13 protein-coding genes, 1 tRNA gene and 1 pseudogene are annotated in these 13,795 nt (G+C 72.3%); 9 read left to right on the forward strand and 6 right to left on the reverse strand.

Translation table 11 applies throughout. From position 1 onward, the window contains the following. The 4 genes and pseudogenes from NBZ85_RS17045 to NBZ85_RS17060 all read left to right on the forward strand — a co-directional run. A partial coding sequence (locus NBZ85_RS17045) for a recombinase family protein (RefSeq protein WP_261562215.1) occupies nt 1-656 on the forward strand: 656 nt, incomplete at its 5' end. After that, nucleotides 653-856, forward strand: a complete 204-nt coding sequence (locus NBZ85_RS17050; protein ID WP_055752375.1) for a hypothetical protein — start codon at nt 653-655, stop codon at nt 854-856. The genes NBZ85_RS17045 and NBZ85_RS17050, both read left to right, overlap by 4 nt. A 63-nt stretch (nt 857-919) precedes the next feature. Beyond that, a complete protein-coding gene (locus NBZ85_RS17055) occupies nt 920-1,186 on the forward strand; it encodes a hypothetical protein (protein ID WP_157734494.1) in 267 nt (88 codons plus the stop codon). Nucleotides 1,187-1,238: 52 nt separating this feature from the next. After that, nucleotides 1,239-2,255 (forward strand): annotated as a pseudogene (locus NBZ85_RS17060) (recombinase family protein); the annotation flags it as partial. A 661-nt stretch (nt 2,256-2,916) separates the two neighbouring features. Here the strand turns inward: NBZ85_RS17060 and NBZ85_RS17065 are convergent. Then, nucleotides 2,917-2,993: transfer RNA gene (locus NBZ85_RS17065), tRNA-Ala, on the reverse strand. 111 nt (nt 2,994-3,104) lie between these two features. Next, nucleotides 3,105-3,812 carry a hypothetical protein gene (locus NBZ85_RS17070; RefSeq protein ID WP_261562216.1) on the reverse strand — a complete coding sequence of 236 codons (708 nt, stop codon included), beginning with the start codon at nt 3,810-3,812 and terminating at the stop codon, nt 3,105-3,107. A 1,137-nt stretch (nt 3,813-4,949) separates the two neighbouring features. Between NBZ85_RS17070 and NBZ85_RS17075 the strand changes: the two genes are divergently transcribed. Next, nucleotides 4,950-6,305: a phosphoribosyltransferase family protein gene (locus tag NBZ85_RS17075; protein ID WP_261556075.1), complete on the forward strand. Its 1,356-nt coding sequence runs from the start codon at nt 4,950-4,952 to the stop codon at nt 6,303-6,305. A 120-nt stretch (nt 6,306-6,425) separates the two neighbouring features. Beyond that, a complete protein-coding gene (locus NBZ85_RS17080; RefSeq protein WP_261562217.1) occupies nt 6,426-7,220 on the forward strand; it encodes a CBS domain-containing protein in 795 nt (264 codons plus the stop codon). A gap of 61 nt (nt 7,221-7,281) precedes the next feature. Here the strand turns inward: NBZ85_RS17080 and NBZ85_RS17085 are convergent, their stop codons facing one another. From NBZ85_RS17085 to NBZ85_RS17095, 3 genes are all read right to left on the reverse strand, one after another. Then, on the reverse strand, nt 7,282-8,025 hold the full coding sequence (locus tag NBZ85_RS17085) for an ABC transporter ATP-binding protein (RefSeq protein ID WP_261556077.1): 744 nt from the start codon (nt 8,023-8,025) through the stop codon (nt 7,282-7,284). Continuing rightward, nucleotides 8,022-8,990 carry an ABC transporter permease gene (locus NBZ85_RS17090; protein WP_261562218.1) on the reverse strand — a complete coding sequence of 323 codons (969 nt, stop codon included), beginning with the start codon at nt 8,988-8,990 and terminating at the stop codon, nt 8,022-8,024. Before NBZ85_RS17090 ends, NBZ85_RS17085 begins: the two co-directional genes overlap by 4 nt. A 139-nt stretch (nt 8,991-9,129) precedes the next feature. After that, nucleotides 9,130-9,537 carry a TOBE domain-containing protein gene (locus NBZ85_RS17095; RefSeq protein WP_261556079.1) on the reverse strand — a complete coding sequence of 136 codons (408 nt, stop codon included), beginning with the start codon at nt 9,535-9,537 and terminating at the stop codon, nt 9,130-9,132. A gap of 238 nt (nt 9,538-9,775) precedes the next feature. On the opposite strand from NBZ85_RS17095, the gene NBZ85_RS17100 reads away from it, so the two are divergent. After that, nucleotides 9,776-10,351 carry an NUDIX domain-containing protein gene (locus NBZ85_RS17100; RefSeq protein WP_261562219.1) on the forward strand — a complete coding sequence of 192 codons (576 nt, stop codon included), beginning with the start codon at nt 9,776-9,778 and terminating at the stop codon, nt 10,349-10,351. Between the two features lie 129 nt (nt 10,352-10,480). Next, complete coding sequence (locus NBZ85_RS17105; RefSeq protein ID WP_261556082.1) at nt 10,481-11,461, forward strand: zinc-binding dehydrogenase; 981 nt, start codon at nt 10,481-10,483, stop codon at nt 11,459-11,461. 141 nt (nt 11,462-11,602) lie between these two features. Here the strand turns inward: NBZ85_RS17105 and NBZ85_RS17110 are convergent, their stop codons facing one another. Further along, the gene (locus NBZ85_RS17110) at nt 11,603-12,856 is read right to left on the reverse strand and encodes a CopD family protein (protein WP_261562220.1); all 1,254 of its coding nucleotides are present in this window, start codon (nt 12,854-12,856) and stop codon (nt 11,603-11,605) included. A 175-nt stretch (nt 12,857-13,031) separates the two neighbouring features. Between NBZ85_RS17110 and NBZ85_RS17115 the strand changes: the two genes are divergently transcribed. Then, nucleotides 13,032-13,607 (forward strand): hypothetical protein, encoded by a 576-nt coding sequence (locus tag NBZ85_RS17115; RefSeq protein ID WP_308204980.1) that lies wholly within the window; start codon nt 13,032-13,034, stop codon nt 13,605-13,607. The last annotated feature ends 188 nt before the right edge of the window (nt 13,608-13,795 follow it).

Here is a 13,795-nt window from a genome sequence, read left to right on the forward strand (position 1 = left end):
CCCCCGCCCCGCCCGTGCCGCAGCGCCGGCCTGGCTGGTGGTGGCGGCTCACCCACCTCCGCGCCGCCCGGCAGGCGCGGCTGCTCGCCGCCCACCACGTCTGGACCACCGAACGCGCCCGCGCCGCCCAGATCGACCTCGTCCGCGCCGGCTTCCACCTCGGACCGATCCCCTTCGGCTACCAGGCCCACCGGGTCACCGTCCCCGACGCCGATGGCCAGCTCCGCCGCCGTGTCCGCCTCGTCCTCGACCCCGGACCCGCGACCGTTATCGCGACGATCTACCGGTGGCGGGTCGACGACCGGCTCAGCCCTCTGTCCATCGCCATCCGCCTGCACGGTCTCGGGAACCTGTTCTTCGCCCTGGTCGACCCGGCGACCGGACTCCCGCGGCCGTGGACCTCGACCGCGATCAGCCGCGTGCTGGCCAACCCCGTCTACACCGGTGCCACCGTCTGGGGCCGCACCCACGCCGGCCAGCCCGTCTCGCCCGAACACTGGATCATTTGCCAGCACGCCCACCAACCGATCATTGACGGGCGGACGTTCTTCCGCGCACAGCTCCTCGCCACCCCCGGGACCGCAATCCTCAGCCCGCATCTGCCGCCCTGGGAGTTCCCCGCCGACCCCCGTCGCCCCGAAACGGGAACGGAATGAGCCGCACGCCCGCCGCGGACGATTCCGAGCCGCTTTCCACTGGACGGCGGGACGTGGCTCGCCAGGTCGAAATCGAACGGATCGAGACCGTCGACATGACCGCCGAAGAATACGACGCGGCGGTGTCCGCTCTGGCGGAACTCGTCCTACAGTGGGAGAGGAACGGAGCGCCGAACACGGCTCCGAAAAAAGCGGCCTGAAACCTACACCGACCCTCCCTTCAGGTGGGCCGCCGTCAACCCATCCGAAAAAGGAGCGTCGGTATGCCGCGCCCATTTCCCACCCGACAGTCCCCCGAGAAGGCGGCGATGAACACCGTTGCCGGTGCCGTGCCGGTCGTCCTCTACGTCCGGCACGGCACCGGCGACGGATGCCAATCCATAGCGGCACAGCAGGAGAAGGCCCTGGCCTTCCTCGCGACACGTGCCACGAACGTCCAGATCTGCGACCCGGCCGGCGACACCGGCAGCCGGTTTCCGGCACGGCCAGCCCGCCGCCGAGGAATCCGGCGCCGCCGACGCCACGAATAGCCCGCCCGTCTCAGCAGAAACGCGTCCAGGGGGAAGGAAAGGAACAGCCGCCATGCCGCGCTCGACCGCGCGCCGCACCACCACGAAACGAACCCAGCAGGCCGTCCTCGAACCGCTCGACACCGTAAGAGTCGGGATCTACCTACGCCGCTCCACCGACGACGAGAACCAGCCCTACACCATCGAAGCCCAGGAAGAACGGCTGCGTTCCTACGTCGACTCCCAACCCAACTGGGTCGTGGCCCTGCGGTTCGCCGACGACGCCTCCGGCGCCACCATCGAACGCAAGGACCTCCAGCGGGCCCTGTCCGCCGCCCGCAATGGGCTCATCGACGTCCTGCTCGTCTACCGCGTCGACCGGCTCTCCCGCAGCCTGCGTGACACCGTCCACTTGCTCGAAGAACTCGACCAGGCCGGGGTGGTGTTCCGCTCGGCCACCGAGCCGTTCGATACCGCCACGCCCATCGGCCGCATGCTGCTCCAGATGCTGGCGATGTTCGCCCAGTTCGAGCGCGACATGATCATCGACCGGGTCATCGCCGGGATGGAACGCAAAGCCGCCAAGGGCCTGTGGAAAGGCGGCCGGCGCCCGTTCGGCTACCAGGTCGACAAGACCGCCAAGAAACTGATCATCGACGAGACCGAAGCCGCGATCGTCCGGCTGATCTTCGACCGGTACGTCCGCGACCGCCTCGGGACGAAGAGCATCGCGAACGTCCTGAACAACCGCGGCCTGCGCACCACCGTCGGCGGCCCCTGGTCCGGCCACAAGATCCTGCGCATGCTCGACAACCGGATCTACCTCGGCGAGCTGACCTTCCGCGAGATCACCGTCGAAGACACCCACGACCCGATCATCAGCGAGGAGACGTTCGACGCCGCCCAGAAGATCCTCACCGAACGCAGCGAGGAAACCTCACGCCGGGCCTCCAACCCCTCCGACTACTACCTGACCGGCCGGATGCGCTGCCCCCAATGCGGCACAGCCCTCATCGGCACCCGCGCCACCGGCCGCAACCACACCTACCGCTACTACACCTGCCACACCCGCAACCGCTACAACCGCCGCGAGTGCAACGCCCCCCGCCTCGACGCCGACGCCGTCGACTACGCCGTACTCACCGCGCTCGCCAGCTTCTACCGCGACCACCAGCACCTCATCGCCGACGCCGTCACCAAAGCCCAGCGCCACCACCGCGACGCCCGCTCCGACCGCACCGACGAACTCACCATCATCGAAACCGAACTCACCCAGACCGACCAGGCCATCGATCGCTACCTGGGCGCCTTCGAGCGCGGTACCCTCGACGAGGAGATCCTCGCCACCCGGCTCGAAGCCCTGCGCACCAAGCAGAAGCAGCTCCGCCAGAGGCAGGCCGAACTCACCGAAGAACTCGACGACGAACCGGCCATGCCGGCCCGCTCCACCCTCCGCACGATCGTCAAGCACATCGAGACAATCATCGAAACCGGCGACGACCTCCGCCGCAAGGCCCTCATCGAAGCCCTCATCGCCGAAGTGAAGATCACCGGGCCGGACCGGCTCGTACCGATCTTCAAAATTCCTGGGGCCAACGCTTCCAGGGACGCCGCCAACGTAGAGACTGGAGAAGACACAGATCGACCCAAGTCGACCCGACCAGCGACGCCCGCCGCCCCCCGCGGGGGCGCCGCAGCCGTCCTACCAGCCACAACGCCCCCGAAGGGAGCGGTTCGCGCAATGCCTACATTGGTGGAGGTGAGGGGACTCGAACCCCTGGCCTCCTCCGTGCGAGGGAGGCGCTCTACCAGGCTGAGCTACACCCCCTGGAAGTAATCGAAGCTTACAGGATGGCGGGGGCGGTGCGGCGACCACCCCCGCCCGACTGCATCGCCATCCGTCCGCATCGCCATCCGTCCGCCGGCCCGCGCGGTGGGGTCAGCCGATCCGGACGGCGCGGTCGCCGCGGGACTCGGAGCGGGACTCGCCGTGCGCCTCGGAGCGGGCAGTGGGGAGGGCGACGTCGGCGCGGTCCGCGCGGCGGGCGGGTTGTTCCGCGGCGCCTGCGGTGACGGCGGCGCCGGCCCGGATCGGGGCGCCGGTACGACGCGCCGGGGCGCCGGTGCGGGTGCGCGCCACGCCGGCGCCAACCGGGCGATCCGGACGGTCCGGGCTGGTCCGGCCGCCGTACCCGCGGATACCGAGGGCCTCCTGCGCCCCGGAGCCCGTGAGGGTCGCGAGGAGGTGGCCGAACAGGTAAGCGGCGGCGGACGGTCGCAGCAGGCCCGCCTCGTGGCCTGACCAGCCCCAGGCTCGGGCACCGTCGACGATGAGTTCCTGGTCCGGCCGCGTATCTCCGGGGAAGGCCAGCCGGGCGTCGGCGGGCGGCGGGGGACCGTCCAGGGGTAGGTGCGCCCACAGCTGCAGGGCCTCCTCGGGGCACCATCCGTCATCCCGGACGGCTACCTGCCACGCGGCCCGGCCGGGCCGGTACACGGCGAGCCGGATGGACGTCCCCCGGCAACGGAAGTGCAGGCCGACTCCGTCCGGGCGGACGCCTCGTATCTCGACCGGCACTGCGGAGCTGCCCGGGCAGACGAGGTACCCCTCGTCCCGCAGACGGGCCATCCACGCCTCGAAGGACACGGCGGATGCTGCCTTCCTGATCGATACGCATGTCGGGGGACTCCCACCGGGAGATCGGGGAGCCGACGGCCGGTCCTGGCCGACATCGCACGTGGCCCGCCACCGTCGAGGCGGTTCGTGGCTGGATCGGCCGGCGGCACGTCGCGGATCCCCGGGCGCGTCGGCGTACGTCGACGCGCCCGCAATCGGCGGGAGATGACGGAGCGGTGCGTTGCGACACGTTGACCGGAGGTGGCGGTCCGCGGAGGCTGCCGACTTGTTGCAGGCCGGTTACCGGGACCGCGGACGATCAGCGGGGGTTGGGCCGCCGGTCAGGTTGGTCTCGCGTCCAGGTTCGATGCACCGAACTCCGAGGCCCCTCGCACCCGGGCCAGCCCCGAAACTAGCGGGCTGACCGGCTCGTCACGCTGACGGCGAGCCTCAGTGGGCGCGAGGGCTGGGACAACACGGACAGCTCCCGGGACGACAGGCCACTCGCCATGCCCGGTGAGGGGCGGCGCCGTGCTGCAAACGGAGCGTCACCCCTCCATTATGCATGGGGGCTGATTCTGGTGCCGGTTCGCGGACGCGCAGTGGGCCGGTCCCGGATGACCGGGGCGCGGTCGGGCGAGAGGGTCGAGCGGACAGGCAACGGGCCTGTCGCAAGGCCTCCCGTGAGGTGTCCCGTCGGCCCGGCGATGAGCGGCTGACGTGGGGAACACCGGCGGGTGCCTGCCATCCGCGCAGCTCCGGCGCGTGGCCGCTGCACGGCAGTTTTCGCCGCCGGCCGGCCGGCGGGCGGCGGTCGTGGGTCCGACCGGGGCCGGTTGGCCGGCGGGCAGCGGCCGGTTGGTGAGCCTGGTGGATCGGGTCGACCGGTCGCGTGGCCGACCGCGGAGGGCGGCCCTCATGCCAGCCTGGCAAGGCAACGGGCGTTTGGTGCCCGTTTCGGCAGCCACTCCGGTTGCCGGGACCCCCTGTCGGCTGGGTGGTCCGACCGGGGGAGGCCTGGTCGGCGGTGCTGCCCCGCGGGTGTCGGACTCGGGTGGGGCCCGATCGGGCGGTGCGAATGTGGCCCAAAGGCGGATCGGCCCTGGCCTTCCTGGGAATCACGACGGCGCAGACGTCGAGTCCGAACGGGGAGGACGGTGAGACAGCATGATCTTCGACACTCGTGCGGACGCAGGCCGGCAACTCGGCGCGCGGATGGCCCACCTGCGCGGCCAGGACGTTGTTGTGGTGGGACTACCCCGCGGCGGGGTCCCGGTCGGGTTCGAGGTGGCACGGGCACTGGAGGCGCCGCTGGACGTGATCCTCGTCCGCAAGATCGGCGTGCCGTTCCAGCCCGAGCTCGCCATGGGCGCGATCGCGGAGGGCGGGGTGCGGGTCGTCAACGAGGAGACGCTGCTGCTGGCCGATGTCAGTCCGGAGGAGTTCGCCAAGGTCGAGGCGAGGGAGGCGGCGGAGCTGGAGCGGCGCGCCCGCCGCTTCCGGGACGGCCGGCCGCGGATCCCCCTCGCCGGCCGCACGGTGGTCATCGTCGACGACGGGATCGCGACCGGATCGACGGCACTGGCCGCCTGCCAGGTCGTCCGGGCCCAGGGCGCGGACCGGGTCGTGCTCGCCACGCCGGTCGCTGCCCGTGACCGCATCGACTGGCTGCGACGGCAGGCCGACGAGGTGATCTGCGTCCAGTCGCCGGCGAGCTTCCTCGGCATCGGCGAGTTCTACGCCGACTTCGATCAGACGCCCGACGAGGAGGTCACCGACCTGCTGCGGCGGGCTGCCGCCCGCCGTCTGGAGGGCACGACCGGGACAGGCGAAGTCGGGGGGCCCGGGGCGGGCCGGGTCGTCGAGGTGGCGATTCCCGTGGAGGTGGGCGAGCTTGCCGGGCGGCTGAGTGTGCCCCCGCAGCCGGCCGGGGTGGTCGTGTTCGCGCACGGCAGCGGTAGCAGCCGCAGCAGCCCGCGCAACCGGTTCGTCGCCGGCACCCTGGCGTCCGCGGGTCTCGCCACGCTGCTGTTCGACCTGCTCACCCCGGAGGAGGAGCGCGACGTCGGGAACGTGTTCGACATCGAACTGCTCGCCCGGCGCCTGCTCGCCGCGACCGCCTGGCTGCAGCACGTACCCGCGACAGCGGCTCTGCCACTGGGCTACTTCGGCGCGAGTACCGGCGCCGCGGCGGCGCTGTCGGCCGCCGCCGAGATCGACCCGCAGGCCGCCTCCGACGTTGCCGCCGTCGTTTCTCGAGGCGGGCGGCCGGACCTGGCCTGGGACGCGCTGCCGGCGGTGCGGGCGCCTACCCTGCTCGTCGTCGGCGGGCGAGACGAGCAGGTTCTCGAGCTGAACCGGCGGGCGCGGGAGCGGCTCACCGGCTGCGAAAGTCGGCTGGAGATCGTGCCGGACGCGACACATCTGTTCGGCGAGCCGGGCTCCCTGGAGCAGGTGGCCGCGTTCGCCCGGGACTGGTTCGTCGACCATCTGAGCCTGCTGGGCCACGCGCACCGCGCCTGATCGGGCTCATGCGTTTGAGTATCTGTGCGTAATCATGTGCGTACTGCTCGAAACGAGGGAACGACGTGAAGGCGAGCGCATGGCCCACGTGGGGCGGGGCGTCGGGCAGAGGGGGTAGGGATGACCTACATCGGTTCGGTGGTCAGTAGGCCGCCGGTGACTGTGGCGAGAGCCACCACGATCGGTGAGGCGGCCCAGGAGATGGGGCGAGCGGGCGTCGGCGCACTGCTCGTCGTCGACGACGACCAGCAGGTCGGGGAACGACTGGTCGGCATTGTGACCGACCGTGACATCGTGTTGCGCGGAGTGGCGCGGGGGATCGGGCCGGACGGCCGGATCGACGCACTGATGACCACCGAAGTGATCACCGTGCCGGCCGGCATGGGCGTCGAGCGAGCCTACGAGATCTTTCGTGACCACGCGATCCGGCGGCTGCCGGTGCTGGACGGGCGGCGCATCATCGGCATGGTCTCCGTCGACGATCTGCTGATCCGTAGTGAACGGGAGATCGCCGACCTGGTCCATCCGCTGTGCGACGAGACGTTCGCCCCGCACCGCGAGGCGGCACCGCCCGTTGTGACGGGACGGGCGCCGGCCACAGCCGCGATGGCCGGCACGGCCGGGGGGCTGGCCGCCATGGGCGCCGCGACGGCCGTCCGCATGGCCGGTTTCGCCGCGCCAGCCCGTCGACGGACCGCCCTGCATGCGCATCCCGGCGACACCCTGGTGGTCCACAGCCACATCCCCAGGGCGCCGGACCGGCTCGGGGAGATCTTCGAGGTGCGGACGGAGGCGGGTGACCCGCCGTTCGCTGTGCGCTGGTCCGACACCGGGCACGTCAGCTTCGTGTACCCCGGCCCGGACGCGGAGGTCCGCTGCGCCGGCGAAAGGTCGGCCGCGGACAGCACCCACTAAGTGAGCGATTCCGGAGCCGGCCCTCCCGGGCCGCGGGTCAGGCCTCGGGTCAGGCCTCGGGTCAGGCCTGGGCGGCCACCGCCTGGCCGGCCTCGAGGGCAATCGTGCGGTCGGCGAGGACCTCGGCGTCGGTCGGGTCGTGTGTGACGATCAGTACGGGCGCGGACAGCGTCGGCAGGACGGTCCGCAGGAAGGCGCGAACCTCCCCGCGGGTCGTGCTGTCCAGCGCGGCGAGCGGCTCGTCGAGCAGCAGCAGGCGGGGCTCCGTGGCCAGCGCGCGGGCCAGCGCCACCCGCTGGCCCTGGCCGCCGGACAGCGCGCCGGGTCGGCGGTCGCCGAGGTCGCCGACCCCGAACCGCTCCAGCCACTCCTCCGCCCGGTCGCGGGCGTGCCGGCGACTCTGGCCGAGGCGGGCCTGCAGGCCGAAGGCCACGTTGTCGCGGGCGCGCAGGTGCGGGAACAGCAGGTAGTCCTGGAACACGACGCCGACGGGGCGGCGCTCGGACGGGACGAAGCGGCGTTGCGCGGGATCGTCGAGCACCTGTCCGGCCAGGGTGACCCGCCCCTCGTCGAGCGGGAGCAGCCCGGCCAGCGTGCGCAGCAGGGTGCTCTTGCCGGCGCCGCTGCGGCCCAGGACGGCGACCGTCTCCCCCTGGGCGACCTGGACGTCGACGGTCAGGACGAACTGGCCGCGGCGCACCGTCACCTGGGCATCGAGGCCACCCGCCGCCGCCGGCGCCGGCGCCGGCTCGGGCCCGTGCTCGGACAGGCCGGCGCGCGGAGTCCCAGGCGTGCCGGCGGTCATCGGATGCCTGCCTCGGCGTCGGCGGTCAGCGGGGTCTCGCGCGACGCCCGGCCTCGCAGCAGCCGACGGGCGCCCGGGAACCAGCGCGCGCGCAACGCCAACAACACCGCGACGCAGACGGCGAGCAGGACGAGGGAAAGCGCGATGGCGGCGTCGGTGTCCGTCTCCAGAGCCAGGTAGACGGCCAGCGGCATCGTCGTGGTGGTGCCGGGAAAGTTACCGGCGAAGGTGATTGTCGCCCCGAACTCGCCGAGGGCGCGGGCCCAGCACAACGCTGCCCCGGCGGCGACGGCGGGCGCGACCATCGGGACTGTCACCCGGCGGAACGTCGTCCAGGGACCCGCGCCGAGGGTGGCGGCGGCGTCCTCGAAGCGGCGATCGGCGCTGTTCAGCGCGCCCTCGACGGAGACGATGAGGAAGGGCATCGCCACGAAGGTCTGTGCGACCACCACCCCGATGGTGGTGAACGGCAGGGTGATCCCGAACCAGTCGTCCAGGCGCTGCCCGACGATGCCGCGCCGGCCCAGCGCCAGCAGCAACGCCACGCCGCCGACGACGGGCGGCAGCACCAGCGGCAGCGTGACCAGCGCCCGGAGTAGGGAGCGGCCTGGGAACCTGGTCCGGGCCAGCAGCCAGGCCAGCGGAATGCCGAACAGCAGCGACAGCACCGTCGCCGCGGTGGCGGTCTCCAGCGAAAGGAACAGCGCCTCGCGCACGTCATGCTCGGTGATCAGATCGGGCAACCCGGACCAGGGCGCCCGGACGAGCAGCCCGACGAGCGGCAGGAGCAGGAACAACGCGGCGATCGCGCCCGGCACCCACAGTGCCCACGGCGCGCGGCGGCGGGTCTCCCGGCGGCCCGAACGGCCCGAACGGCCCGAACGGCCGTTACGGCCCGGCAGCCGGATGTGGGGCCGCCGGGCCGAGGCGGTCCACGGCAGCGAGGTACCACCTGGGCTCGTCATCGCCGGCGGGCAACCCTTCTCGCTGGTGACACTGGTGACGGTTGCGAAGCGGGAAGTCCGCCGAGAACGAGGTGGTCCGGCGCGGCGAGGGTCATCCGCCGCGGAAAGGGTCACCGGCGAGACCTGGGCCGGTGGGCGGTCAGCGGCGGTCGGGCATCTCGATGACGACGTTGGTCGACTTCACCGCGCCGACGGCGAGGACGCCGGGTTCGAGCCCGAGTTCGTCGGCGGCCTCCCGGCTCATCAGGGAGACCAGCCGATGCGGCCCGGCCTGGATCTCGACCTGGGCCATCACCGTGTCCCGGGTGACCCGGGTGATGATCCCGGGGAAGCGGTTGCGGGCGGACTCGGCGACGACAGGGGCCCCTGCACCGTTCTGGTCTCCTGCCATATCCTTGGCGAACTCCGCCAGGTTGGCACCCTCGATCGCCCGGCGACCGGCGTCGTCCAGAACGGTAGGCAGTCGGCCGCTGTCCGCCCACCGGCGGATGGTGTCGTCGCTGACACCAAGCAGCGTGGCCGCCTCACTGATGCGGAATCTCGGCATGCTTGTGATGGTAACCCTGCAGGTTCGGCGAGTTCGGAGAGGTTAACCCGAATTTGCGGTAATTTCAGTGGTGTATCGTCCGCTTGTGCGGAGTTTGTTCGGTGGGAGGCCGATGGGTCCGGTCGTGGCCTCGGCCGGGCCGTCCGCGGCGGGATGACCGGTTGGCGCCCAAGCATCCGTCCCCACGGGGCACGATGCGGATGTCACCTGTCCGCCGACCCCCGTCCCTGGAGCGCCCGTGACGCCGCCCGCTCGTCCGTTCGCCACCACCAGCACTGCCACCACCACCGCCAGCACCACCACCGCCAGAACCGGAACCGGAACCGGTGCCGGCAGCACCGGCACCGTCGGCGGCCCGGCCGCCGACGCCACGGTCCCGGTCTCGGCGCCGGTGCGGATCAACGTCCGCGCGCTGCTCGTTGAGGGTGACCGGATCCTGCTTGCCAACGAACGCGGCCAGACGTGGTTCCACCTGCCCGGCGGCCAGGTCGAGGCCGGGGAGACGGTGCAGGGGGCGTTGCGTCGCCTGCTCGAGGAACAGGCGAGTATCGACCCCGATCACCTGACGTTCGCCGGCTGCATCGAGGGCGCGGCGGCCGGGGCCGGCGAGCGGGCCGGGGTGGTCGATGTCGTCTTCGCGGTCGACCGGCCCTGGGCCGCCGAGTTCGGCAGCCGGCTCGATGACCTGGACATCGTCTCGGCGCCGCTGGCGAGCCTGCCCGATCTGCACCTGCGTCCCGCCACCCTGCGCCAGCTCATTCCCGAGTGGCTGCTGCAGGCCCGACCGGCCTGGTACGGGACGAGCGCCCGCTGACCGCCGCGGCGTAGTTGACCTCAATCCGACTTCAGGTTCTAGCGTTCGGCCCGGGGCCGGCGCCGGATCCCGTGTTCGTCGGCGCCGACCCGGGCCACCCGGCTCCGACGGCGACCTGGAGGACGGATCATGTACGCAGTCCGGCTGCACGAGTTCGGCCCGGCGGGCAATCTCCGCTACGAGGAGGTCGACAATCCGGTGCCGGCGGCCGGCCAGGTGCGCATCGCGGTGGCCGCGGCCGGCGTTCACCTGGTCGACACCGTCCTGCGCGAGGGCCGGGCCGGCGGCATGTTCCAGCGCCCCGAGTTGCCGACCATCCCCGGCCGGGAGGTCGCGGGCACGGTCGACGCCGTCGGGTCGGGCGTCGACGAAGGATGGCTCGGCCGGCGGGTCGTCGCCCACCTCGGCCTGACCGGCCAGGGCTACGCCCAGCTCGCCGTCCGTGCGGTCGACAACATCCACCCCATCCCGGACACCCTCGACGCCCCCGCCGCCGTGGCGATGATCGGCACCGGTCGCACCACGATCGGCATTCTCGACGTCGCGGAGCTGGCCAAGCAGGACGTCGTGCTGATCACCGCCGCGGCCGGCGGCATCGGCAGCCTGCTCGTCCAGGCGGCCCACGGTGTCGGGGCGGCCGTCGTCGCCGTCGCCGGGGGAGCCGCGAAGGTCGCCGCGGCGCGCCGCCTCGGCGCCGACATCGCCGTCGACTACACCCTGCCCGACTGGCCGGACGCCGTCCGGGCCGCCCTCGACGGCCGCCCCGTGACCGTGACGTTGGACGGGGTGGGCGGCGCCGCCGGCCGCGCCGCCCTGGAACTGACCGGGCCGGCCGGCCGGTACTTCACGTTCGGCTGGTCGGCCGGGTCACCCACCGTCATCACCACCGAGGATGTGACGGAGCGTGGGCTGCTGGTCGCCTCCGTCCTCGGGCCGAGGATGTTCCGCCGGCCCGGTGGGCTGGCGGCGCTGGAAGAGGCAGCGCTCGCCGCCGCGGCCACCGGCACCCTGGTGCCAGCCGTGCAGACCTTCCCACTGGCCGAGGCCGCAGCCGCGCATGCAGCCCTGGAGAGCCGCGCGACGACCGGCAAGGTTGTCCTGCTGCCCTGATGTCCTGCTGCCCACCGGGATCGTGCAGATCGACTCGGTGAACGTTGCTGGATCGAGGCCGTCGCGAAGGGGACGCTGGCGCCTCCGGGGCCTCGGCTGGCGCCGCTGCCCGGAACCACGAGGGCGATCCGGAACCAATCGTCAGCCAGCCGGGAGAACGGCCCCGGTGTCGCCGGCCGGTGCGGTGGCCGAGGCAGCCCGCCGCCGCGCGATCCGCCCGGACGCCTGATAGCCGGCGATCATGATGACGACGACGGCGACGGTCTCGATGCTGCCGTAGATCCAGGTGGAGGCGCTGACCTGCTTCATGGGGATTTTGGGCAGCGTGGTGGTCGCGGTGGTGGCGTGCCTGGCCAGGTGTGCCTGAAAGGCCTGGTTGCGCGCGGATCCGTGCAGGAACGGCGCGACCATGAGCACGGTGAGTCCGAGCAGGACCTCGACGGCGACGAGGGCTGGGAATCGTCGCGTCAGGATCGTGCGAAGTGGTCGGTCGTCACCGGCGGCGCGAAGAGCATCGATGCGTGGGTGGAGCCAGAACTGGTTGACGCTGCCGAGCAGCAGCAGGGTGCCGAAGATGAGGATCTTGACCCCGAGCACCCGTCCGTACATGGTCGTGAACAGTTGGGTGGGACCGTCGACGTGTTCCCAGTACAGGAACAGACCGGACAGGGCGATCGCGGCGACGCAGGTCATCGCGGCGGCGGAGAAGCGGCGGATCGCGGGGTACCAGAACGAGCCGCGGTCGGGTTGGGCGATGGCGCCGGGCAGGGCGAGGAGCAGTAGTCCCGCGAGCCCGCCGAGCCAGACGGAGCCGCCGAGCAGGTGCAACATCCAGGCGGCGGTCTCGATGCTGGTGCGGCCCCACTCGTCCGGTACCTCGTCGGGGAATTTCGTGGTGCCCAGAGCGACCACGCCGGCGGCCAGGCCGCCGCCGAGCAGCCAGCGTCGTGCTCGCCCGGACGCGACCGCGCGAAGTCCGAGCGGAGCGATGAGCGCGGCACCGGCGAGGGACAACGTGACCTCCAGCCCGTAGAGGCGGCCGGTGTTGCTGCCGTCGTAGAGCGAGTTCCAGGCCTGGCCGTAGTCGAAGCCGCCGCCTTCGGACGCATCGTGCGCAAGATCGGTGAGCGCGGCGGGGACGGCGAGCGCGCCGAGCAGCGCCGCGGCCCGGGCGAGCCGGGCGAGCCGGGCGGTCGTGGCGGCGAGTGTGCCCGGTCCGATCCGCCGCGCCGGCGGGCCCAGCATCAGCGCGAGGGCCACGAGCCCGGCGAAGCCCATCAGCGTCGCCCAGGTCGTCCAGGCGATCGCGCTGTCCTCGAAGGGGCCCAGTGGCGTCGACGGGACGGCAGCCGCGGATATCGGTGCGGTGTGAGGGAGAGAACCTGCGACGAACACGGCGACCTGCCCTGTATACGAATGATGTGAACCTGGAAGGTTGACTTAGGTTCGCCTTACCTAACCCTTTCGTCAATGTGATAGATGCGACATCATCGCCGTAAATCACCTGGTCAGAGGCATGCCGACGCGGTCCTTACGGGTGGGGTGGTGCGCGCGAGCTAGATTCGGAGGGGTGGTCCTTGACGCCGATCTCGAGCGGCACGAGCCGGTTCACGGGGCTGCCGGTGGGGTCGCAGCCGGGGGCGGCGGCACGGTCGTCGTCGGTGTGACGGGTCACCGGGGCCTGCTCGGGGAGCAGGCCCGCTACGTGGCCGCGCAGGCGCGCCGGCTGCTCGCGCCCCTCGCCGGCACGGGCTTCGCGGGGATCACCTGCCTGGCCGAGGGCGCGGACACCGTCGTCGCCGACGTGATCCTGGCCCTCGGCGGCCGACTGATCTCGGTGATCCCGGCGGACGGATACCGGGATTTCCAACCCCCCGCGCATCGTCGGGACTTCGACCGGCTGCTGCGCCGCTCCGCCGAGGTTGTCCGCCAGGACCGCCCGACCCCCGACCCGGCCAGCCTGATGGCCGCGAGCCGGGTTCTCGTCGACGCCTCCGACCAGATCATCGCGGTCTGGGACGGCCTGCCGGCCCGCGGCTGGGGGGGCACGGCCGACGTCGTCGAATATGCCCGAGAACAACATCGGCCCGTGCAGATCATCTGGCCGGCCGGCGCCGTGCGCCGCCCGACGCGGCCCGGTGCGTAGGACAGGCCGCGTCGCCGACCAGCCGACCAGCCGACGGGCGGTCCCGTCAGCGGGGGGTGAGCGGGACGACGCCCACCTGGACCGGGGTGAGACCGGCCGTGGGGGCGGCTGGCGAGCCAGGGGCGGTGCCGGCGGTCCCCGCGGCCGGCGGGGCGGCAGCGGCCTGTGCCGGCGATGGGGCCTGGGGC

Source organism: Frankia tisae (genome assembly GCF_025403405.1).
Taxonomy (GTDB): Bacteria; Actinomycetota; Actinomycetes; order Frankiales; family Frankiaceae; genus Frankia; species Frankia tisai.